Origin of the sequence: Shewanella sp. LC6, assembly GCF_006385735.2 — a bacterium.
Lineage (GTDB): Bacteria > Pseudomonadota > Gammaproteobacteria > Enterobacterales > Shewanellaceae > Shewanella > Shewanella xiamenensis.
Map to the genome: position 1 here is coordinate 491,678 of NZ_CP043902.1, position 21,328 is coordinate 513,005.

Sequence of the window (21,328 nt, forward strand, 5' to 3'; positions counted from 1 at the left end):
TTAGGCTTTGGCGTAAACAGCGTCGAGGATGCTTTTAGCGCCTTTGCTCAGTAGTTCTTCAGCAAGGGCAATACCGAGTTGCGTCGCTTCGGTCTTTGGACCTGTGATCACGCCTTCGATGATTTCGCTACCATCTGGATTACCAACGAGGCCGCGCAGTGTCATCTCATCACCATCAATTTCGGCAAAGGCGCCAATAGGAACTTGGCAACCACCTTCGAGGCGAGTATTCATGGCGCGTTCGGCAATAACTCGGTAGCGCGTTTCTAAGTGTTCTAATGGTGCCAATAATGCTTTAACGCGTTCATCGTTAGTGCGGCATTCAATACCGACAGCACCTTGACCGTTTGCGGGTAAGGATTCTTCCGCAGAAATAAAGCTGGCAATACGCTCAGATAATTTCAGGCGAATTAAACCCGCCGCAGCCAAGATAATCGCATCGTATTCGCCGTTATCGAGTTTCGCGAGGCGAGTACCGACGTTGCCACGCAGATCTTTGATAATCAGGTCTGGGCGTGAGGCGCGCAGTTGGCACTGACGGCGTAGGCTCGAGGTGCCTACCGTGGCACCGAGTGGCAGCTCACTGATTGACTTATAAAGGTTAGACACAAAGGCATCGCGTGGATCTTCGCGTTCACAAATCACTTCCAGCCCTAAGCCTTCGGGGAAATCTACTGGCACGTCTTTCATGGAGTGTACGGCGATATCGGCTTGGTCTTCGAGCATGGCGACTTCGAGTTCTTTCACAAACAAGCCTTTACCACCAACTTTCGCTAATGGCGTGTCTAAGATAACATCGCCCTTAGTGCTCATTGGCAATAGTTCCACCACAATACCTGGGTGAACGCGTTCTAATTCTGCTTTAACAAATTCAGCTTGCCACATGGCCAGCGGACTCTTGCGGGTAGCGATACGTATGCGGTTTTCAGACATGCCTAGTTTCCATCCGAGATCTTAGTTGCGCCAATGCTAACATTGGCTATTCGCGAATGTAAGGAAGCCGTATCGATTCTTTGAAGTCGGCGGTGTTCTAAATAGTATAAAAGTGTGATGAATATCTCATTTAGTTGCTCAGCTTTGCAAAAGTGTTAACATGAGCACACTTCTCAATTGTGCTTAAGTGTCGTGTTCTAGGATGGATCAGCAAGGCCAGTTTCCTGATATTGCAGAAAGACTTAATCAGGTTCGTATTGCACGGGCCTTAGCCTTGTTGTCTCCGTTGCAAAAGCATTTGTTCCGTTTGATCCCCTTTTTACTTCAACAGAATAGCGTTCAGTATCCAGGATACGTTGATCCTAATACGCCTTGCGGTATTTATGGTTACAAGGCGGGCTCAATAGAAGCCCAGGCTTGTGATGTGTTTAAGCTGCCTTTTATACCTAATGACATGGATTGTTATGCCTTCGAAGGGATATATGCCATGGGCAGTACAGCTAGCTTTGGTCAGAATGCAAAAAGTGATGTGGATGTGTGGCTAGTCCATCATGAGGATTTGTGTGATGACGACTTAGCCTTGGTTAAATTAAAAACGGAACGACTAACCGCTTGGTTTGCAGAGTATCAGTTTGAGGTGAATTTTTACTTGGTTCATCCACTGCAATTTTGTGGTGATATCTCACAGCGTACCGGTTGCCAGTCTTCTATGGCTCATGAGCACAGTGGCAGTACGCAGCATTGGCTGTTGCTTGAGGAGTTTTATCGCAGCCAAATTCGCTTGGCGGGTAAAACTATTGCATGGTGGCCTGATGCTAAGCTCAATCCTGAATTGCTATATCTTGGTAATGTGCACGAGTTACCGGCAAGCGAGTATTTTGGTGCCTCGCTTTGGCAGCTTTATAAAGGCTTAAATAAGCCGCATAAAGCGTTGATTAAAGTACTTTTGCTTGAGGCTTATGCCAGTGAATATCCCCATTCTCAGTTACTGTGTGACCGGCTTTGGCAAAAGACCTTAGCAGGGGATTTTTCTACTGCTAACGATGCTTATTACGCAATTTATGAGGCGATTGAAGCCTATTTATTAAAGCAGAATGATAGTCGTCGGCTGGAAATTGTGCGCCGCTGTTTTTATCTTAAATGTGGCGTGTTCTTAAGTGTGTCTGACCAAGGTAAAGATTGGCGCTATGCCAAAATGCAAAAGTTGGTGCAAGAGTGGCAGTGGCCCAACAGTTTAATTACTACCTTAGATGATTGTGAGCATTGGCATAGTGGCCAGCTCAATTGGTTTAATGAGCAACTTAATGAATTGCTGCTGGCGAGTTATCAAACCTTACTGCGTTTCGCCTCCACCCATGAGTTAAACGAAGGACTCAGGATTGAAGAGTTGGGGATGCTCACTCGTAAACTACATACTTACTTTAGCCAAGATGAAGACCAAATCGCTAAGCTGAATTTGCTCTGGAGCCACTCGGTTGCTGAATCTGAAGTAACCATGGTGTCCAGTAACAAGGAAAATCAATATTACCTCTACCGCCAGGGGCCAAAGCCGCAGAATCTGTTAGGTGAATCTGCTATTTGCAAAGGGAAAAGCCCGTCAGCGCTGATGATTTGGGCTTGCTTAAATGGGGTATCGACGCCAGAAACCAAATGGTATGAGTTTGGCCAGAGTAAGATTAAATCCCGAAGGTTGACCGACGCTTCAAAACGATTACTTAATTTTATCGATCATGATTGGCGGGTCTCAAAGCTTGACCTATGTCAGCCTTGGCATTTTAGAAAACTCATTTTTATCTTAAACCTCGACTGTGATCCTACGATCCATTGGCAAGGGCAAGAGATGATGGTCGATGTCATGAATGCCAACGTGTTTTCATTGGGTCGTAAGCAGGAAAATATGCTCGGCGCCCTCGATGCTATTTGCCTTAATAGTTGGGGGGAGTGGCAGTGTCATCGTTTTGAGGGCGAAACCGCAGTATTGCAGGCACTCGCATTTGTCACACCAGGGCTAAGGCGAGCGACTCATCCCGTGGATATGGATGTGATTAGCTGTTCGCAAAAGCTCAGGCCACAACTTAAGTTAGCGGTGAAAAACTTGCTTAAACAAACGGTGCGACTCTGTCAACAGGTGCAACAATCGAGCACCTTAGTGCAGTCGCTGCAGATTAGTCATACCCGTTACGGGATCTTTTTTAATCCTTTGGGGATGGCCTATCAGGACTTGAGTGATGCCAAATCTTTTTATCAGCAACTTGCTCGTAGTCATTTAGTACAATTGCCTCGGCCAGAGTTGGGGGATGACCCTTTTTCGAGCATGCCGAAAATCATTCAAAACTTTGCCGCCAAGGGAGCGATCCAGTATTTTCTGCGGCAACGCACCGATAGCTTAGATGTGTTTATTCTCGATGAGGAAAATCAGCTGAGTCATTATGTGCAATCTGGTTCAGATATGAGCGAATTGGTCAACAAAGTGAGCCATCATTATGTTTTTGATGAATTTTATGCATCAAAAGCACGGTTTAATATTCCGCAGTTTTTCCATTTAGTACGGGTGGCGGGTGAGCTAACCGTGATGCCCTTTGGGGTAGATATCAATAACGCCAATGTGGAGTTTTAAGCGGGAGCGACCTCCCGCTTAGGAATGACGCTGCGGCTTAGGAGAGGCTGAGTTCGATACCGCTTTGGCGTAGAATCGAGTCCTGCACAAAGGGCATAAACTCGCCGCCATTACGACCATCAAGCCATTTCCCCTCTATATAGCCAAAGTGATAGCCACCGAAACGCGTTGCTACCCAAATTTCATGCAAAGGTTCCTGTTTGTTGATTACGATTTTCGAACCATCGACAAATTCTAGCTGTAACACGTTACCACTGGCATCAATATCCACATCGGCATCTTGTTCATCAATTGCGGTTTCGATAGCGGTCTCTATCGCTTGGAACATGTCATCGGCGAGCTGGTGAAATTCTGTATCTGTCATGGCCATGCATTTCTGTCCTTTGCTTTCGTCAAGATGGGTGCGATTATAAGACGATTAGTCACTAGATGCACAGATGTTGAGAAAAATGAGACTGTTTTTATTGTTATTGATTGGTAGCCTATTCATTACAGCCTGTGGTCAAAAAGGCCCCCTGTATAAATCCTCTCCAGTAGAGGCGACTCAGTCTAAAAAAAATAAGCCAGCTAAGCGTGATGCTACGCCTGTACAAGCCGCGGAGCCTCAAGCTGAAACTGAAAAAACACAATAATAATCAGCATAATTACTACAAAGCGCAGTAAGGAATCGGACATTGGATCACTTTCTCTACCAAGATAATACCCTGTACGCAGAAGGCTGTCGGGTCAATGATTTAGCCCAGCAGTATGGCACGCCACTGTATATCTATTCCCGTGCGACGCTCGAGCGTCACTGGCATGCCTTTAATAATGCAGTTGCCGACCATCCACATATAGTGTGTTACGCGGTGAAAGCCAACTCGAACTTAGCCGTACTGAACGTATTGGCTCGTTTAGGTAGTGGTTTTGATATTGTCTCGGGCGGCGAGTTAGCGCGGGTGATTGAAGCCGGTGGTGACCCTGCCAAAGTGGTGTTTTCGGGCGTGGGTAAAACCGTTGCCGAAATGGAGCAGGCATTAAATCTTGGTATCTACTGCTTTAACGTTGAATCGAGCGCTGAGCTTGAACAACTTAACGATGTTGCCGGCCGCTTAGGTAAAGTTGCTCCAGTGTCACTGCGGGTGAATCCCGATGTCGATGCCGGTACGCATCCTTATATTTCGACGGGTCTTAAAGAAAATAAATTCGGTATCGCCATGGATGAGGCCGAAGTTGTATTTGCTCGCGCCCATGCGCTGCCGCATTTGCAGGTAAAAGGGGTTGATTGCCATATCGGCTCACAGCTCACTGAAATTCAGCCGTTTCTCGATGCAATGGACAGAATGCTATCGCTCATTGACCGCCTAGCCGAGCAAGGGATAGTGATTGAGCACTTTGATGTCGGTGGCGGTTTAGGGGTGACCTATGATGATGAAACGCCACCGCATCCTGATGTGTACGCCGCTGCACTGCTCAAGCGTTTAGGCCATCGCAAGCTCAAACTGATTTTCGAACCGGGCCGTGCGATTGCTGCCAATGCGGGGATTTTTGTGACTGAGGTGCTGTACCTCAAAGAAAACAGTGACAAACGTTTTGCGATTGTTGATGGTGCCATGAACGACTTAATTCGGCCCGCACTCTATAGTGCATGGCAAAATATCATTCCGGTGAATCCACGGGATGAAGAGGCGCAAGTATTTGATATTGTAGGGCCAGTGTGCGAAACCGGTGACTTTTTAGGTAAGGACAGACAACTCGCGATTGCGGCGGGGGATTTACTGGTTGTGCGCTCAAGCGGTGCCTACGGTTTTGCGATGGCGTCGAACTACAATACTCGTCCGCGTGCGGCCGAGGTCATGGTGGATGTTGACAAGGCTTATCTGGTGCGAGAGCGAGAAAAATTAGCGCAGCTCTGGCAAGGTGAGCAGCTCCTGCCGTAAACTAGAAAATTATATTGATTCAGGCGCTTGGCTAGTTATGGCGGCGCCTAGGCTTAAAGGATAAGTATCTTGATCCAATTCACTAAGATGCACGGACTTGGCAACGATTTTATGGTGGTCGATGGTGTCACGCAGAACGTGTTCTTTTCGCCTGAGCAGATCCGCCGTTTAGCCGACCGTAACTTTGGCATCGGTTTCGACCAACTCTTGCTGGTTGAGCCACCCTATGATCCCGACCTCGACTTTCACTATCGCATCTTTAATGCCGACGGTGGTGAGGTCGAAAACTGCGGCAATGGCGCCCGTTGCTTTGCGCGCTTTGTCCGTAATAAGGGGCTGACGAATAAGAATAAAATTCGTGTAAGTACCTCTGCGGGTAAGATGACACTGCGCCTTGAGCGCGATGGTACTGTCACTGTGAATATGGGCGTGCCCGTGCTCGAACCTAGCCAAATCCCCTTTAAAGCCAAAAAGGCCGAAAAAACCTATCTACTGCAAACACCGCAACAAACCTTTTTGTGTGGCGCGGCCTCCATGGGCAATCCCCATTGCGTGCTCGATGTGGAAGATGTTGCTAACGCTAATGTTGCCGAAATCGGGGCGCTACTCACTAAGCATGAGCGATTCCCGCGCGGGGTAAACGTTGGTTTTATGCAGGTGGTGAACTCGGGTCATATCAAGCTTAGGGTTTACGAACGTGGTGCGGCTGAGACTTTAGCCTGCGGCACAGGTGCTTGTGCTGCCGTGGTAGTCGGACAAATTCAAGGCAAACTTGACCAACAAGTACAAGTGGATTTACCGGGCGGCAGCTTAACCATCAATTGGGAAGGTGAAGGCAAACCACTGTGGATGACGGGCCCAGCGCAGCACGTTTATGATGGACAAATTCAGTTATGACCGAGCCTTTGATGCCGCAGACCAATCTTCCCTTTGATGAGTTGATTATTCGCGAATATCTACTCGATAATCCTGACTTTTTTAATCGGTATCCCGAGCTGTTATTGGCGATGCGTTTGCCCCATTTGGAGCGCGGTGCGATTTCCTTAGTCGAACGACGTCAAGAGTTGTTGCGCCTGCGGGTTGGGCAACTCGAAGAAGAAATCACCAGTTTACTGGCCATGGCTGCACGTAATGAAAAGATATTCCGATTTAATACTGAACTGTCTTTTAAGCTACTCAATTGCGTTAACTTAGAATCCCTTAAAGAAGTGCTGGCTGATAATTTAAAGGCGCAGTTTAATTTTACCCATGTGCGTCTTATCAGTGTGTTAGAGGCCGATATTGAGATGAAGGCGATTTGGGCGCAGCGTTTACGCAAGAATTACTATTTTGGTCGTCTGACACAACAAGAGGCGAAACGCTTATTTGGCAGTGAGGTCGGCTCGGTGGCATTAGTTAAACTAGCTGATGATATTCCTGTCATTTTTGCAGTTGCCAGCCACGATGCCACCCATTTTCATCCCGATATGGACAATATGCTGCTCGAGCAACTTCGGCGATTGCTGGCACATATGCTCGCCAAACTCTAAGCCCTGATGAGGAGTCCAATATGAACTCGCCAGCTAATGATATGCCCGCGCGTTGTCACTCCTATTTACAGCAATTTGAAACCTATATGCAGTCTGAACGTCAGTTATCGGCGCATACGGTTCGCAATTATATGTACGAGTTGCAGCGGGGAAGCGAGTTACTGCCCGAAGGTGTTGACCTGCTCAATGTCGGGCGTGAGCATTGGCAACAAGTGCTTGCTAAGTTACACCGCAAGGGACTGAGTCCGCGCTCGCTGTCATTATGGTTATCGGCAGTAAAACAGTGGGGAGGGTTTTTACTGCGCGCAGGCGTGATAGAACTCAATCCTGCCAAGGGGCTGAGTGCGCCCAAGCAAGCTAAGCCTTTACCGAAAAATATCGATGTCGATTCCCTCACTCATTTGCTTGAGATTGAAGGCAATGATCCGCTAACACTGCGTGATAAAGCCATTATGGAGCTATGCTATTCCAGCGGGTTACGTTTAGCAGAACTCGCAGCGCTCGATTTATCCAGTGTGCAATATGATCAGCGTGAAGTGCGGGTATTAGGTAAGGGCAACAAGGAGCGTATCGTCCCCGTTGGTCGTTATGCTATTGATGCCTTAGGCGCTTGGCTTGAGTGCCGCAGGCAAATCCCCTGTGAAGATAACGCATTATTTGTCACCGAAAAGGGCAAGCGTTTATCCCATCGCAGCATTCAGGCGCGCATGAGCAAATGGGGGCAGGAACAGGCGCTTTCTATGCGGGTGCATCCTCATAAGCTGCGCCATTCTTTCGCCACACATATGCTGGAATCCAGTGCCGATTTACGGGCGGTGCAGGAATTATTAGGCCACGAAAACCTGTCTACCACGCAAATTTATACCAGTTTAGATTTCCAACACTTAGCTAAGGTGTATGATAACGCCCATCCTAGAGCGAAAAAACAACAGGATAAATAATGCGTTGTTATCTTAGACCCCAGAATATTCGTGCGATTAGCTTCGATCTCGACGATACCCTATACGATAACGAACCCCACATTCTCAATGCCGAAGCTGAGTTAATGCAGTTTTTGCATCAGGCTTATCCGCTGACTCAAGCTTGGCAACCGCAGCAATGGCGAATGCTCAAGTTGCAACTACTACAGCAAAATCCGGCCCTTGCTCATGACACCTCGGCGGCGCGAATTGCAACTCTGCATAAAGGCCTTTTACTGCTCGGTTATAGTGAGCCTGAGGCAAAACGGGGCGCGCAGGAAGGTTTAGCTTGTTTTTATTTTCATCGAAGCCATTTTCAGGTTTCAGACGACGTCTTGGCGCTGCTCACGCGTTTATCGGTCCATTTTAGGCTGATTGGCATCACTAATGGTAATGTGGACGCACAGCGTATCGGCTTAAGTAATGTGTTTGAATTTGTGCTGCATCCTGGTAGTGGTGTAAGGATGAAGCCTGCTAAAGATATGTTTTCACAGGCCTGTGAAAGGTTAGATATCGGCTTAGATCAACTGCTGCACGTTGGCGATAGTATGAATGCCGATGTTCGCGGTGCGCGTTTAGCGGGATGTCAGTCTGTCTGGTTAAATCCCAGTTTTGGCCGTGTGGCATCGTTACCGATTGCTGCACTCTTACCCCATATGGAAATTGCCACTCTCGATTCATTACAGGAAATGTTATTGCCTTAAAAAGAATAGCAGCCTATTTAAAGTGATAGGGATCAAGGATTGGCATATCGTTTTGCCGTAGAGTATTAGCATTTGTTTAACTCAGTTGTTACGTCTTCACTAACAAGGAACTGCTATGGTGCGTTTAAGTCTGTTGCTCCTCTTGAGTCTATCGTTTATAGCCCCTGCGTCGGCGCACGAAATCCACTCCGGTGGGGGTTTTATGGCGGGCTTTAATCATCCCGTTTTAGGTTTTGACCATCTCCTTGCCATGTTAAGTGTGGGCATGCTCAGTACGCAGCTCGGTGGTCGCGCGATTTGGACTGTGCCCTTAGCCTTTGTGTGTTTTATGTTGGTTGGTGGAATACTGGGGCTTTATGCCATTCCGGTGCCCTTTGTTGAAATTGGCATTGCTTTGTCAGTACTGTTGCTTGGGTTAGCGATTGCCTTTGACCGCCAATTACCGCTGTTGTTTGCGATGGCATTTGTCGGCGTGTTTGCGATTTTCCACGGTCATGCCCACGGCATGGAAATGCCTGAACTTGCCAGCCCAGTTCTTTACGCCTTTGGTTTCTTATTTGGTACTGCGGTTATCCATTTAGGTGGCGTTATGCTAGGGCTAGGCATGCAGCGCGTCACTGGGCAACGCAGCTTAATGCGCGTATCTGGCGTGGCAATTGCCGCCATGGGTGGCTATTTACTCGCTGGTTTTTAGAAAAAGCACTACCGCGCCTTTATCAGCTTATTGCAGTGATGGGCGCGGCGTAGCATCTGTGTAACCTGTCTCCGGCTGGCATGCATGTCGGCATCTCCAACCCGAAAATAAGTCCCCGTATAAGCATCGGTGCCTATAAATACTGGCTTTAGGTGCTCTGGTGCGAGCGGGACACGAATCCTTATCAGCTTTTTATTCATAATTTCAATCAGCTGCACATCAGAAATCGCTAAAATATTACAGCTTATCCGGCTAGGGTCATCGAGGATCTCCCAAAATTCTTGTAATACGGGTAGCGGATTAGGGATGCCTTCAATGGTGAAATGGCCACGATCTTCGCGTACCCCAAGAATAATCTCTCCGCCTAAGGTGTTGGCGAAGGAGCTATAGGTTGCCCAAATATCTTCAGGTAATTGACCTTGACCATCACGGCCTCTTGCGAGTTTAAATTCTACTTGGGCTGATTCGTGTAGAGAAGCAATATCATCGAGTGCGAATGTTGGGTATGTCATGGCGGCGGCTCCTTGCGTAGCACACCACTTTTTGTAACACGCCAAAATCACAAAGGCCAGCAGTTATGCTGACCTTGGTGGTTAATCAATCTTGTTTATTAGGCGAGTTGCAGCGCCTTAGGGAAGAGAATGTTGTTTTCTAAATGAATGTGCCTATGCAGGTCCGCCTCAAATTCTGCGAGCGTTGCATAACAAACCCGCCAAGTAGTACAGGCATATTCGGGAGGCGTAAAGTCGTTGGTTAACTCATGTAGCTTTTGTAAAATCAATCCTGCTTCTTCGTGCTCGTGTTGCATTGCATTGATCGGGTTACCTATATGACCAAAACAACCCTGCACTTGCTCGCCTTGACTCATCGCCCGAATCGCAGGAAAGAGGATATTTTCTTCCTTTATCAAATGCGGCATTAAATCTTCTATCAACGCACGAACCCAACCTGCAAATGGAACAATTTCGGCATAATGCTCGCCATGGGCGCGTACCATCTTTTCTGAGTATTCCAGCAATAACGGTGCTTTAGCACGGACATATTGGTGGTGAGTACGCTCAATATAATCAATTAGTTGCTCAAGTGGCAGTTGATTAAGTTCATCTTCTTTAGCTCCTGAATGTGTCATGTACTCTAATGCGGCGACGACTTTATTTGGGTCGGCTTGTGCTCGCTCACAGGCACTGATCAGTGCTCGACCACCGCCACAGCAGAAATCGATACCAAATTGGCTAAACACATGGGCGCGGCGAAAATCCTCCGCGACCAACTCGCCAACTTTACGCTCAAGCCATGGCGATAAAGGGGCTGATGGTTGTTCAACGTGAGACGCTGACGAAAAGCTAGTTGATGACATTGCAACACTCCAAAGCACAAATAATTTACATGCATATTATTTGCAGCTTTATTGTGATGCAATAAATCCTGACTAATTTAGTCAGGATTTGCTGCGGCTGTCACATTAAATTGTCTGAATTATTCCCAAAGGAGTAGGGTGTAGAGGCTGATAAAGATGAGTCGATGTTTTATCTAATTAGTATGTTTTTGGAACTGTGTGGCGTATTGAATTTACCATTCTTTGCGTATCATCTAAGGCTCATCGAATATTAAGTATCTGATGATAAATGAAACTACAAAGATGCTTTCAACGCCCTAAGAGTAGGGCATTAAAAGCAAATTGCTGAAGAAATGAGGAGGTTATTCCACGTTTTGAATTTGCTCATTGAGTAGCGGCCTAGACCCTAATAAACTCAATGAGTTATCGAAAAGAAACCGTTCAGAAATGCCTGTTTGCCCACCAAACTGCCCACCACTTGCCTCTGGCTTTTACTAAATCTTAGTGGTTAGCAATGGAAAAACAGTGCCGTTTTTTTGCTGCTGTTGGGGTCTAAAAATAGCAGTTTTGAAGGGCTTTATCGAGTAATTTTTTCAACACTCTACGCACTTATGGATATTATAGTATCCAAGTTCTGTTTTATTTCGCTATAATGGATATAACTGTGTCCATTTGGTCTTTGCGGATGAATTTTACCTTACTTGATGATACCGATGTAAGCCAAGCTTATGCGGCTTATTTACGTGAGTTACGCAAGCAGGCAAAGCTGTCGCGCGCTGCATTGGCTGAGCGAAGCTGCGTACCTGCGGCCACCATTAAGAAATTTGAGCTGACCGGGCAAATTTCATTTCGTCAATTGCTGTTGCTATGGCAGACCCTTGATTCGCTAGATAGGCTTTATCAGCTCACGCAACTTAGCAAAGAACGCGCTGCTATACCCACGAGTATTGATGAGGTGCTAAAAGATGAGTTTTAAACCGATTCAGAAGCTTAATGTTACTCGTACGCTAAGCTCAGGTGAGCAGATCTCTGTTGGAGTCTTGGCGCAGAATCGGCAAGGCGTTTTTTTTCAGTATGCTGACGACTATTTGCAGCAGTTTGGCAATTTATCACCGTTTACCTTGCAGTCGAGTATACAAGTTCAAGCCGCACCTAAGCAGCCGCACCAAGGTGTACATGGCGTATTTGGAGATTGTTTACCCGATGGCTGGGGCATGTTGTTACAAGATCGTATTTTCCGGCAAAAGGGCATCCTACCTAATCAATTAACGGCGATGGATAGACTGGCCTTTGTTGGTGATAAAGGAATGGGTGCGCTGTCTTTTTCTCCGGTGTCTGAGTTTTCAGCCACGACGCATGCGGATATTGATTTAGCAACTTTGGGCTTAGAAGCACAAACGTTGTTTGATACTTCAATGTCAGATTATATGGACGACAACCACGATGAGTTAGATGGTCATACGCAACAGGTGTTGGCCGCATTAGTCGCCGGAGGTAGTTCGGGGGGAGCAAGGCCCAAGGCGCAGATTTATATGCCTGCTGGGGAAACTCAACATTGTCGAACCTTCGCTCAGCCTGGAGATGAGGCTTGGCTGATTAAGTTTACCTCTAAAAATCTCGCGCTCGGCCATGAAGAAGGTTTGTGCGAGGCGGTTTATTTGCAAATGGCAGAAGTTGCTAAGTGTCAACCACCGCTATGGCAACTCATTGAAGCACCAACTACAAGCGGTGCGTCTGCCTGGTTGGCGCTTAAGCGTTTTGATTATGTCACGGAGCAGGCCAGTTTAAGCGGCAATCGCAGTGCAGGTCGCTTGCATATGCACAGCGCTTGCGGGCTACTGGATGCAGACTTTCGAACGCCAAGTTTAGATTATATTGACTTGATAAAAGCCAGCCGTCAGTTGTGTAAATCCCCTGCGGCTGGGCAGCTGCAATTTCGCCGTGCCGTTTTTAACCTGCTGTCGTCTAATCAAGACGACCACAGTAAAAACTGGGCGTTTTTGCAAGCGGATGACGGTCAATGGAATCCTGCCCCTTTTTACGATGTTACCTACAGCCCACATCCATTTAACGAACACGCCACTGCGTTCGGCGGTTATGGCAAAGCGCCGCCGCTTAAGGTGATGCAAAAACTTGCTACCAGTGCTGGCTTTGCGAATTGGAATGATGCAAAGCAAGTTATTGAAGAAGTCGCAGAAGCCATCAGCCAATTTACTTATCTTGCCAAGCAACAAGGGATCAGTAAAACAACAATGTCTGCAATTGCTAAGACATTGGATCAGCGCAAACAGGAAAATGCAGTGCTTTTTCAATGACAGTAAAACAAACTTTTCAATTCACAAAAAATAGATAGCAAGGTCACCGTGAGCGAATATCAATATTATAAATTTGAGCGTCTGGATGGGTATTTAGATGCTAAAGCACGCCAAGCACTCAGATCGATTTCAAGCCGTGCCGAGATCAGCGCTACGTCCTTTCAGGTATATTACACCTACAGTGATCTAAAGGCTGAGCCTTTTAAGCTGATGTTAAAATACTTCGATATCGGTTTTTACTATGCTGATTGGGGCTCAATTGATGCCTACATCAAGCTACCAGCAGGAACGCTCCCTGAAGCTTTACTTGGCTTTTCAATAGGTGGGCTTTATGTGCATCAAAGCGATGAGTGGCAGTTGCTGATTTTTTCCATCGAGGAGTATGACGAGTATTTTGACGATGAGCATGCTGACGACTTTTTCCAGCATTTAGCCGCTTTACGAAGCGGGTTAATGCAAGGGGATTGGCGCCTTGTGTACTTTATGTGGCTCAAAGCGTTTGATTTAAATGATGACGTTGAGCGAGTGCCGTTAATTCAATTCGATTTTGAGCACCTTGGTGAAGAGGAGCAGGCGTTTGCGGCACTGTATAATATTCCCTTAGCATTGGTTAAGGCACTCGCTATGGTGCTGACCGAACAACCCAGTCACCAAGCCAAGCAAACTCAGCTTACGTTTGATGCGTGGCTCCATAATCTCTCGGAAGCAGAGAAAGATACGCTACTACGCACGTTGTTTGAGCAAGGCCAGCTAACCCGTCACCAAGCCTTAGCGCTGACGCGAAAAGAACCTGCCAACATAGACGAGAACTATCAATACTGGTTAACCCCCGCCGTCATTTCTCCTTTCATTGAGCAAGCGCAAAACCAATTACAGCAAGAGCAGGCCGCAGCACTCGCAAAAAAATTAGCCATCGAAAAAGCGGAAAAAGAAAAAGCGTTGACGGATATCTACAATCAGCTTGAGCACTACTGGCAGCAATCACAAGAGCAAGCGGATCGAACTTGCGCCAGTGGTTACGATTCGGCATCACGCTATCTGCATCAGCTGTTTGAGGCCTATCAGTTCAAAGCGGATGAAGCGGCGTTTGAACAACGTTTTAAGCGCTTTGTAGTGGCGAATAATAGCCGGAAAGCGCTGTTAAATCGCTTGAGTGATTTGCTTTAAACGATGATGCGATAGGCTGGCCAAATGACGTTAGCAAAAAGCGGTTTGAGGGTTGGTTGAAAGGTTATAATCCCACCAAAGGTCTACAAATTGTTACCTATGAAGTCACTTTGTGTAGACCTATAACCGCTGCATTTATCCATTCAGCAAAATACACTGACGAGTACTCAACTTGCATTTCACACTTTTACGCGCAGAAAAGTGCGGATTTTTACATTTTTATGCGCGTAAAAGTGTAATTTGATTGCCTTTGGCATTCAGGGATTCACATCATCGCCTTGGCCAACGCGCAAACTAAACCTAAAAGTAGGATATAAATCCAATTATATTGAGTAAAATGGGAATATAGTCCCACATGTAAACTGTTGGAGTTGCTTGAAGTTCAAGATTGGACTATATTCCCATTAACGGTTGAATAATGGGAATATAGTCCCTTTGGTTGGTGATATGGCTAAGCGTGACTTACACAATGTTTTGTTTCCAAAGCAGCGCAAAATCCTGACGCAGTTTGGTGAAGACTTGCTGTTGGCGATGAAAAGACGTGGTTTTACCAAAAAGCTGCTGTGTGAACGTACTGGTTTTGACCATAAAACCGTGAACAAGGTCTTCGCAGGTGATCCGGGTGTTGCCATAGGCACTTACTTAAAGGTGATGGCCGTTCTTGGCATGGAAAGCAACTTTGCAGAAATGGCCGCTCATGATGAAGTGGGCATCAAGCTGCAAAACATAAAATTGCTGGAAGGTTCAAGATGAGCCGTGAAATCGTCGAAGTCTATGCCGACTGGCAGCCAATTGAGGCGCCTTTGCTGATAGGGCGGCTTTCTTACAGCGATTCAAGCCGAGGTGGCGTGTTTAGTTTTGCCTACGATAAAGCATTTTTAACTTCAGCCTATCGCTTGCAAATTGATCCCATCCTGACCCTCCACTCCGGTGAACTCTACAACGATGAAGCCGATAAAAACTTTCGTGCATTTCTCGATTCATCTCCCGATAGATGGGGACGTATTTTAATGCAGCGGCGTGCGGCCATTGAAGCGCGCAAAGGCATCCGAGCAACAAGTCGATTAAACGAATTGGATTACTTGCTGGGCGTGCACGACTCTTACCGGATGGGTGGTATTCGATTTAAGCGAACAGGCTCGGCTGCGTTCTTAGATGACAACGCTGAGTTTGCTGCGCCGCCAATGGCTTCTTTGCGAGAGCTAGAGCACGCAGCAATGCAGATTGAAAAAGACGATAACATCGACAGTGACGAGTATTACCGCTGGTTGAAAATGCTGATTTCTCCAGGCTCATCATTAGGTGGTGCAAGGCCCAAGGCTTGTGTCACAGATGAACAAGGCCACTTGTGGATTGCTAAGTTTCCCAATTTAAACGATACCCATGATGTGGGCGCGTGGGAGATGGTCTGTTATGAATTGGCGTTGGCGGCAGGTGTTGACATGTTTCCAAGTGAGATTAGGCAATTTTCGTCACAGCATCATACCTTTTTAACCAAACGGTTTGACCGCGACGGTGAAAAGCGGCTGCATTTTTCATCGGCCATGACACAGCTTCAATACTATGATGGTGAACAATCTCAAGGTGCCAGCTACTTAGAGATTGCTGAATTTATTTCCAATTCTGGTGCACAAACCGAAGCGGATTTAGCGCAGTTATGGCGACGTATCGTGTTTAATATTGCGGTGTCCAACACGGATGATCACCTGCGTAACCATGGGTTTTTATTAACCAAGAAGGGTTGGAAGTTATCACCCGCTTATGATTTAAACCCGATAGTGGGTAAGCATGGCCTGCATCTGAATATTACCGATGCAGACAACGCTTTAGACTACCAGCTAGCCTTTGATGTGAAAGACTTCTTCCGACTTTCGCAAACCCAAGCCACGCAAATTTACGATGAAGTATTAATGGCGGTTAAGCAATGGCAAACCGTTGCTAAGCGCCTAGGGATCAGCCGAGCAGAGCAGGCCATGAAAGAATCGGCGTTTAACGTTTAATGAGTCAGTGAAACTATATTTTCAATTATTAGCATATAGAGAAGTTATAGTTTCACCTTTATGCTTTGCCTCACACTCCATGTGTTGTAACACACCACTTATCCCTTGGGCTTTTGGGGCAGTATGGGCAAAGCCTTAATTCACGTCGCTTAGCCACACACCAACCCTGCCCATAGAGCATTAATTACTTGGGGCACTCTCTACAAACTGGGGCAAGTAGCTACTTGTACCCTCAGAAAGCTGCACGATCTGGGCATTTATCTACCTACTGCGTCCGTTTAGCACTGGCAAACTCCTAACTGAACTTAACAGATCAGTGAGGAAGCAAACGATGAACCCAACTACACAATCATCCACCACATCAACACACCCAGCGCGTCAGCAGCGGATTTTGCGCTTGCCCGAGGTAAAGGCCAAAACAGGCTTTGGTCGCAGCACCATTTATGCTCTGATGGCCAATGGTGAATTTCCGCGATCTATTCGTATTGGGGCGCGTGCAGTGGGCTGGTTAGAAAGCGATATCGACCAGTGGATTGAAACCCGCCGTATCGGTGCTGCTTATGGCCGCGGATAAACCATCAGCATCAACCCCGTTACCTGCCAATGAGATAAATAACAACATGCCAACATTACCGGCTGGTTTTGCCTATAACGCGCAAAACTGGCTGGTGATGCAACCGGCTGGGCAAGATAGCCCAGTTAAAATCTGCTCTTGGCTACAAGTGGCCGCCCGCACCCGTGATCCGCAAGGGGACAACTACGGCTATTTATTGCACTGGTTAGACGATGACAATCGCCATCGCTATTGGGCTATGCCCGCAGAACTATTGGCAGGAGACGGCAGCGAGTACCGCCGAATTCTACTCAGCCGAGGAATGCGGCTTAGTAACAGTGTCAAAGCGCGGCAGTTACTCTCCCTGTTTATTCAACAAATGGGCGAACTGGCCACGCAAAAGGCTATCAGCGTGAACTGTATTGGTTGGCATCACCGCGTTTATGTGCATCCGCGCCTCACCTTTTACCCAAGCGAACACAGCAACAACCCGCGCATGGTGTTACAAACCATGCACCCGATAGAAGGCTTTATTCAACAAGGTAGTAGCGACAGTTGGCGGCAGCACGTTGGCCGTTATTGTCTGGATAACCCGCTATTAATTGTTGGTGTTTGTGCTTCACTGGCTGCACCTTTGTTGCATTTGTGTGGGGTGGATGGTTTTGGTTTACATCTCTACGGTGCCAGCAGTACCGGTAAAACCGCAGCGTTGTATCCGGCATTATCGGTGTGGGGCGAACCTAATCAGCTGCGTCACAGTTGGCGTGCCACGGCCAACGGTTTAGAAGGCACAGCGCTTGCGCATAACGATGCCTTGCTGGCGCTCGATGAAATGGGCGAAGTTGACCCCAAAGAGGCGGGCGATGTTGCTTATATGCTTGCCAATGGCCAAGGTAAAACCCGTGCAGGCAAATACGGTGAAATGCGCTTACCCGCCCGTTGGCGTTTAGTGTTTTTATCTACTGGCGAAGTGACGCTCGAAAGTCACCTTGCTAGTATCGGCAAGCGCGTAAAAGCGGGGCAGCAAGTGCGCGTGATTGATCTCAGTGCCGATGCCGGCGCGCAAATGGGCGTGTTTAACCAGAGTCATGGCATGAACGCCGCCGATTTGGCCGATCACCTAAAACAACAAAGTCGCCAACATTACGGCAGCTTGGCTTTGGACTGGTTACGGTATTTAACGCAGAACAGCTTACAAGTGCGCCCCGTTTTCCAAAACGTACGCCAACGCTTTTTAGCCAGCTTACCAGCCGAGGCTGACGGCCAAGTGCGCCGAGTCGCCGAAAAATTTTCCTTACTGGCCAGCGCAGGCCTGTTAGCCATTCAAGCCAAAGTACTTGATTGGCCTGCCCAAAGTGTCGAAGCTGCCTGTTTAAGCCAGCTTAACCAATGGATACTCGCCCGCGGTGGTGTGGCCGCCAATGAAGACCAACAAGCCATCCGCCAAGTGCGCAGCTTTATTGAGCAGCATGGCGAAAGCCGCTTTACGCCTAAACAAACCGGTTACAGCAGCCAAGTACGCCAGCGTGCGGGTTGGCTTGATACTTCTGGCCCACAAACTCTCTACCTGTTTTACCCAACTGGCTGGCGTGAAGCCACCGAAGGCCTAAGCCCAGATCGCGCCGCCAAAGCACTGATGGCCGCAGGCTACCTAATCCCCGATGGCAACCGCCCACAGCGCAAAGTCAGCCTGCCCGACAACACCCGCCCACGCATGTATTGTGTAAAAGGCAGCATCTTGGATGACTAAAAAGGCGATGCCCCCTGCGTGGGCTTATCGCCTTGCAGTGCACCGCCAGTCAACTTAAGGGCTGGGTTCAGTTTGTAGTCCATTGCAGACAGTACCGCTAGCGTACTGGTTGTGTACCGACAAGGTAAAATGGATTGCTTTTTAATCCTCTTAAATCCTCACTATTCGGCTTAAATCAAGTTTACTTTGCTGAGCGAATATGTGACTATTTTACAAAAGCCTCAAGCTCATAACGTTAGGTACCTTTTGTGAATTCAGACCGCTGGTTATCTGTTGAAGAAATAGCCGAATATCTTGGCGTAAGCAAAGATACTGTGTACTCATGGATCAGTAAAAAGGGTATGCCAGCTCATAGAATTGGTCGGCCTTGGAAGTTTAAAGCAGATGAGGTGGATCAGTGGGTTAGATCTGGTGGCGCATCAGATGATAGCAAGGAAGAAAAATAGTATGGCCTTAAACGAAGCAGATACTTGCCGGGTCTATGTGACGCCAAAGCTCAAAGAGTCTGGATGGGAAAACAATCCTAGCGCAATAACTGAACAGTACACATTTACCGACGGGCGCGTCCAGTTTAAGGGCAGTAAAATTCAGCGTGGGGAGCAAAAGCGAGCGGATTATTTACTTAAGTACACTCGCGATTTTCCTATTGCCGTTGTTGAGGCTAAACCTGAAAACAGCCCTGTAGGCCAAGGGATGCAACAGGCAAAAGATTACGCAGAAATTTTAGGGCTAAAGTTTGCATACTCAACCAATGGTCATGAGATCTTAGAATTTGACTATACCACTGGTGAAGAGCAATTGTTGTCGCGCTTTCCAACCCCTGATGAGTTATTCAAGCGGCTTTGTGGCGATGAAGGTTTAAAGGATGAAGATCTTGATACCTTGCTGTCCCCTTACCACCATGTTTCGGGTTATTCCCCGCGTTACTACCAACAAATAGCCATAAACCGGGCAGTTCAGTCGGTGCTTCAAGGTAAAAAGCGCTCATTAATTACGATGGCAACGGGTACGGGTAAGACTGTCGTCGCTTTTCAAATTAGCTGGAAACTATGGAGTGCTCGCTGGAATCGCACGGGAGACTACAGAAAGCCTCGCATTCTATTTTTGGCAGATAGAAATGTGTTAGTCGATGACCCAAAGGATAAAACATTTACCCCGTTTGGTGATGCCAGGCACAAAATTGAAGGCGGCAAAGTTGTTAAAAGTCGTGAAATTTATTTTGCGATCTATCAATCCATTGCCAGTGATGAGCGTCGTCCAGGCTTGTATAAAGAATTTCCGCAAGACTTCTTTGATCTAATTATCATTGATGAATGTCACCGAGGCAGTGCCCGCGACAACAGTAACTGGCGCGAAATTCTGGAGTATTTTGAGCCAGCCTTTCAAATCGGTATGACTGCGACGCCGCTGCGTGAAGATAACCGCGATACTTATCGCTATTTTGGCAACCCAATCTACACCTACAGTTTGCGCCAAGGTATTGATGACGGGTTTCTTGCGCCATACCGCGTACACCGAGTTATTTCGGAAGTTGATGCGGCAGGTTGGCGACCAAGCAAAGGCGATGTAGACCGCTTTGGACGAGAAATTCCAGATGGTGAATACCAAACCAAGGACTTTGAACGGGTTATCGCGTTAAAGGCTCGAACAGATGCGTTTGCTAAGCATCTCACCGACTTTATGAAGCGAACCGATCGTTTTGCAAAAACGATCGTGTTTTGTGTCGACCAAGAACATGCCGATGAAATGCGTCGGGCGCTTAATAACTTGAATTCTGACCTTTCACGCAAGCATCCTGATTACGTTGCACGTGTGACATCAGAAGAAGGGAAAATTGGCAAAGGGCACCTCAGTCGTTTTCAAGAGCTGGAAACCAGCACCCCAGTGATACTGACCACTTCACAGCTATTAACAACGGGGGTCGATGCGCCAACCTGTAAAAATGTTGTGCTTGCGCGTGTTGTGAACTCAATGAGTGAGTTCAAGCAAATTGTTGGCCGTGGTACTCGTCTACGCGAAGATTACGGCAAGCTGTGGTTCAACATCATTGATTATACCGGCTCCGCCACACAAAATTTTGCTGATCCTGACTTTGACGGTTACCCAGAAATTGAAGATGAAGTAGTGATTGATGAAGACGGTGAAGAAGTGGTGGATGACACTTTAACACCAGAGACTGAAGAGTTAGAGGTTGCTGAAGAGACGGGCGAATACGAAGTGAATACTGAAGGTGAAGGCGCTGATGATGAAGAGGAGCACGAACCGAGAAAGTACTACGTAGACGGTGGCAGCGTTAAAATTACGTCTCATTTGGTCTATGAGTTAGACGAAGACGGTAAACAGCTTCGCGTCATCCAATATACCGACTACACCGCAGAAAAGGTAAAGACTCTCTTTTCCTCACTGGACGAACTAAAAGATAGCTGGGCTAATCCGTTAAAGAGAGAAGAGATCATTCTCGAATTACAAGAGCGCGGGATCCAGTTTGATGATTTGGTGGCAGAGTCGGGTAAAACCGATGCAGATCCATTGGATTTACTTTGTCACATAGCATTTAACGTACCGCTGCGAACCAGAAAAGAGCGCGCTGACTATTTGAAGAAAAACAAACCGGACTTTTTTGATCAGTACGGCCCAGAGGCACGCGCGATCTTAACGTCTTTACTGGACAAATACACCGACCACGGCCCCAAGCAATTCAGTATTCCGGATTCGCTACAGGTACCCCCCATTTCTGAATATGGCAATGTGATAGAAATAGCCAATCTCTTTGGTGGTGCATTGCAAATGAAAACCGCCGTGGACCAATTACAAACGCTGCTCTATAGCCAGCAATAACAGAAGTGACGACA

Annotated in this window: 21 protein-coding genes; 17 read left to right on the forward strand and 4 right to left on the reverse strand. The window is 47.3% G+C overall.

The genetic code is table 11. The annotated features are described in order from the left end of the window. Positions 1 to 933, reverse strand: a complete 933-nt coding sequence (gene hemC / locus FJD32_RS02300) for a hydroxymethylbilane synthase (protein ID WP_037423000.1) — start codon at positions 931 to 933, stop codon at positions 1 to 3. Between the two features lie 202 nt (positions 934 to 1,135). Between hemC and FJD32_RS02305 the strand changes: the two genes are divergently transcribed. Then, positions 1,136 to 3,550 carry a class I adenylate cyclase gene (locus tag FJD32_RS02305; RefSeq protein ID WP_140907595.1) on the forward strand — a complete coding sequence of 805 codons (2,415 nt, stop codon included), beginning with the start codon at positions 1,136 to 1,138 and terminating at the stop codon, positions 3,548 to 3,550. A gap of 37 nt (positions 3,551 to 3,587) precedes the next feature. On the opposite strand, the gene cyaY is transcribed toward FJD32_RS02305, so the two are convergent. Further along, a complete protein-coding gene (gene cyaY, locus FJD32_RS02310) occupies positions 3,588 to 3,920 on the reverse strand; it encodes an iron donor protein CyaY (RefSeq protein ID WP_140907594.1) in 333 nt (110 codons plus the stop codon). A gap of 79 nt (positions 3,921 to 3,999) precedes the next feature. On the opposite strand from cyaY, the gene FJD32_RS02315 reads away from it, so the two are divergent. The 7 genes from FJD32_RS02315 (at position 4,000) to FJD32_RS02345 (ending at position 9,355) form a co-directional block, all read left to right on the forward strand. Continuing rightward, positions 4,000 to 4,182, forward strand: coding sequence for a lipoprotein (locus FJD32_RS02315; protein WP_051714241.1), 183 nt, complete (start codon positions 4,000 to 4,002; stop codon positions 4,180 to 4,182). A gap of 42 nt (positions 4,183 to 4,224) precedes the next feature. After that, positions 4,225 to 5,469, forward strand: a complete 1,245-nt coding sequence (lysA, locus tag FJD32_RS02320; protein ID WP_140907593.1) for a diaminopimelate decarboxylase — start codon at positions 4,225 to 4,227, stop codon at positions 5,467 to 5,469. A 69-nt stretch (positions 5,470 to 5,538) separates the two neighbouring features. Then, positions 5,539 to 6,366 (forward strand): diaminopimelate epimerase, encoded by an 828-nt coding sequence (dapF, locus tag FJD32_RS02325; protein WP_140907592.1) that lies wholly within the window; start codon positions 5,539 to 5,541, stop codon positions 6,364 to 6,366. Further along, a complete protein-coding gene (locus tag FJD32_RS02330; protein WP_037430216.1) occupies positions 6,363 to 6,998 on the forward strand; it encodes a DUF484 family protein in 636 nt (211 codons plus the stop codon). The genes dapF and FJD32_RS02330 overlap by 4 nt, the downstream gene beginning before the upstream one ends. Before the next feature lie 41 nt (positions 6,999 to 7,039). Further along, complete coding sequence (xerC, locus tag FJD32_RS02335; RefSeq protein ID WP_172590938.1) at positions 7,040 to 7,939, forward strand: tyrosine recombinase XerC; 900 nt, start codon at positions 7,040 to 7,042, stop codon at positions 7,937 to 7,939. Then, a complete protein-coding gene (locus tag FJD32_RS02340; RefSeq protein ID WP_088586574.1) occupies positions 7,939 to 8,661 on the forward strand; it encodes an HAD-IA family hydrolase in 723 nt (240 codons plus the stop codon). Before xerC ends, FJD32_RS02340 begins: the two co-directional genes overlap by 1 nt. A gap of 115 nt (positions 8,662 to 8,776) precedes the next feature. Then, positions 8,777 to 9,355, forward strand: coding sequence for a HupE/UreJ family protein (locus FJD32_RS02345; RefSeq protein WP_023266363.1), 579 nt, complete (start codon positions 8,777 to 8,779; stop codon positions 9,353 to 9,355). Positions 9,356 to 9,363: 8 nt separating this feature from the next. On the opposite strand, the gene FJD32_RS02350 is transcribed toward FJD32_RS02345, so the two are convergent. Continuing rightward, positions 9,364 to 9,867: an ATP-binding protein gene (locus tag FJD32_RS02350; RefSeq protein ID WP_047537623.1), complete on the reverse strand. Its 504-nt coding sequence runs from the start codon at positions 9,865 to 9,867 to the stop codon at positions 9,364 to 9,366. Between the two features lie 98 nt (positions 9,868 to 9,965). Further along, the gene (gene ric, locus FJD32_RS02355) at positions 9,966 to 10,712 is read right to left on the reverse strand and encodes an iron-sulfur cluster repair di-iron protein (RefSeq protein ID WP_088586575.1); all 747 of its coding nucleotides are present in this window, start codon (positions 10,710 to 10,712) and stop codon (positions 9,966 to 9,968) included. Positions 10,713 to 11,376: 664 nt separating this feature from the next. On the opposite strand from ric, the gene FJD32_RS02360 reads away from it, so the two are divergent. The 9 genes from FJD32_RS02360 to FJD32_RS02400 all read left to right on the forward strand — a co-directional run bounded on the left by FJD32_RS02360 (position 11,377) and on the right by FJD32_RS02400 (position 21,314). Beyond that, positions 11,377 to 11,667 carry a helix-turn-helix transcriptional regulator gene (locus FJD32_RS02360; RefSeq protein WP_001011876.1) on the forward strand — a complete coding sequence of 97 codons (291 nt, stop codon included), beginning with the start codon at positions 11,377 to 11,379 and terminating at the stop codon, positions 11,665 to 11,667. Next, positions 11,657 to 13,006 carry a type II toxin-antitoxin system HipA family toxin gene (locus tag FJD32_RS02365; RefSeq protein WP_140907591.1) on the forward strand — a complete coding sequence of 450 codons (1,350 nt, stop codon included), beginning with the start codon at positions 11,657 to 11,659 and terminating at the stop codon, positions 13,004 to 13,006. The genes FJD32_RS02360 and FJD32_RS02365 overlap by 11 nt, the downstream gene beginning before the upstream one ends. 48 nt (positions 13,007 to 13,054) lie before the next feature. Further along, positions 13,055 to 14,173 (forward strand): hypothetical protein, encoded by a 1,119-nt coding sequence (locus FJD32_RS02370; protein ID WP_140907590.1) that lies wholly within the window; start codon positions 13,055 to 13,057, stop codon positions 14,171 to 14,173. Positions 14,174 to 14,620: 447 nt separating this feature from the next. Beyond that, entirely contained in the window at positions 14,621 to 14,926 is a 306-nt protein-coding gene (locus FJD32_RS02375) for a helix-turn-helix domain-containing protein (RefSeq protein ID WP_071178140.1), read from the forward strand. Further along, positions 14,923 to 16,173, forward strand: a complete 1,251-nt coding sequence (locus tag FJD32_RS02380) for a type II toxin-antitoxin system HipA family toxin (RefSeq protein ID WP_112403817.1) — start codon at positions 14,923 to 14,925, stop codon at positions 16,171 to 16,173. The genes FJD32_RS02375 and FJD32_RS02380 overlap by 4 nt, the downstream gene beginning before the upstream one ends. 331 nt (positions 16,174 to 16,504) lie before the next feature. Beyond that, a complete protein-coding gene (locus tag FJD32_RS02385) occupies positions 16,505 to 16,747 on the forward strand; it encodes an AlpA family transcriptional regulator (RefSeq protein ID WP_007146785.1) in 243 nt (80 codons plus the stop codon). Beyond that, a complete protein-coding gene (locus tag FJD32_RS02390; protein ID WP_140907589.1) occupies positions 16,734 to 18,476 on the forward strand; it encodes a DUF927 domain-containing protein in 1,743 nt (580 codons plus the stop codon). The genes FJD32_RS02385 and FJD32_RS02390 overlap by 14 nt, the downstream gene beginning before the upstream one ends. Positions 18,477 to 18,724: 248 nt before the next feature. Then, complete coding sequence (locus tag FJD32_RS02395) at positions 18,725 to 18,922, forward strand: helix-turn-helix domain-containing protein (RefSeq protein ID WP_001083515.1); 198 nt, start codon at positions 18,725 to 18,727, stop codon at positions 18,920 to 18,922. 1 nt (position 18,923) lies between these two features. Next, on the forward strand, positions 18,924 to 21,314 hold the full coding sequence (locus FJD32_RS02400) for a DEAD/DEAH box helicase family protein (protein WP_140907588.1): 2,391 nt from the start codon (positions 18,924 to 18,926) through the stop codon (positions 21,312 to 21,314). Positions 21,315 to 21,328 lie beyond the last annotated feature (14 nt).

Excerpts from the sequence above, each read along its gene's own strand:
- hemC (WP_037423000.1), bottom strand. The coding sequence starts at position 933 with ATGTCTGAAAACCGCATACGTATCGCTACCCGCAAGAGTCCGCTGGCC.
- FJD32_RS02305 (WP_140907595.1), top strand. The coding sequence starts at position 1,136 with ATGGATCAGCAAGGCCAGTTTCCTGATATTGCAGAAAGACTTAATCAG.
- cyaY (WP_140907594.1), bottom strand. The coding sequence starts at position 3,920 with ATGGCCATGACAGATACAGAATTTCACCAGCTCGCCGATGACATGTTC.
- FJD32_RS02315 (WP_051714241.1), top strand. The coding sequence starts at position 4,000 with ATGAGACTGTTTTTATTGTTATTGATTGGTAGCCTATTCATTACAGCC.
- FJD32_RS02330 (WP_037430216.1), top strand. The coding sequence starts at position 6,363 with ATGACCGAGCCTTTGATGCCGCAGACCAATCTTCCCTTTGATGAGTTG.
- xerC (WP_172590938.1), top strand. The coding sequence starts at position 7,040 with ATGCCCGCGCGTTGTCACTCCTATTTACAGCAATTTGAAACCTATATG.
- FJD32_RS02340 (WP_088586574.1), top strand. The coding sequence starts at position 7,939 with ATGCGTTGTTATCTTAGACCCCAGAATATTCGTGCGATTAGCTTCGAT.
- FJD32_RS02345 (WP_023266363.1), top strand. The coding sequence starts at position 8,777 with ATGGTGCGTTTAAGTCTGTTGCTCCTCTTGAGTCTATCGTTTATAGCC.
- FJD32_RS02350 (WP_047537623.1), bottom strand. The coding sequence starts at position 9,867 with ATGACATACCCAACATTCGCACTCGATGATATTGCTTCTCTACACGAA.
- ric (WP_088586575.1), bottom strand. The coding sequence starts at position 10,712 with ATGTCATCAACTAGCTTTTCGTCAGCGTCTCACGTTGAACAACCATCA.
- FJD32_RS02360 (WP_001011876.1), top strand. The coding sequence starts at position 11,377 with ATGAATTTTACCTTACTTGATGATACCGATGTAAGCCAAGCTTATGCG.
- FJD32_RS02365 (WP_140907591.1), top strand. The coding sequence starts at position 11,657 with ATGAGTTTTAAACCGATTCAGAAGCTTAATGTTACTCGTACGCTAAGC.
- FJD32_RS02375 (WP_071178140.1), top strand. The coding sequence starts at position 14,621 with ATGGCTAAGCGTGACTTACACAATGTTTTGTTTCCAAAGCAGCGCAAA.
- FJD32_RS02380 (WP_112403817.1), top strand. The coding sequence starts at position 14,923 with ATGAGCCGTGAAATCGTCGAAGTCTATGCCGACTGGCAGCCAATTGAG.
- FJD32_RS02385 (WP_007146785.1), top strand. The coding sequence starts at position 16,505 with ATGAACCCAACTACACAATCATCCACCACATCAACACACCCAGCGCGT.
- FJD32_RS02390 (WP_140907589.1), top strand. The coding sequence starts at position 16,734 with ATGGCCGCGGATAAACCATCAGCATCAACCCCGTTACCTGCCAATGAG.
- FJD32_RS02400 (WP_140907588.1), top strand. The coding sequence starts at position 18,924 with ATGGCCTTAAACGAAGCAGATACTTGCCGGGTCTATGTGACGCCAAAG.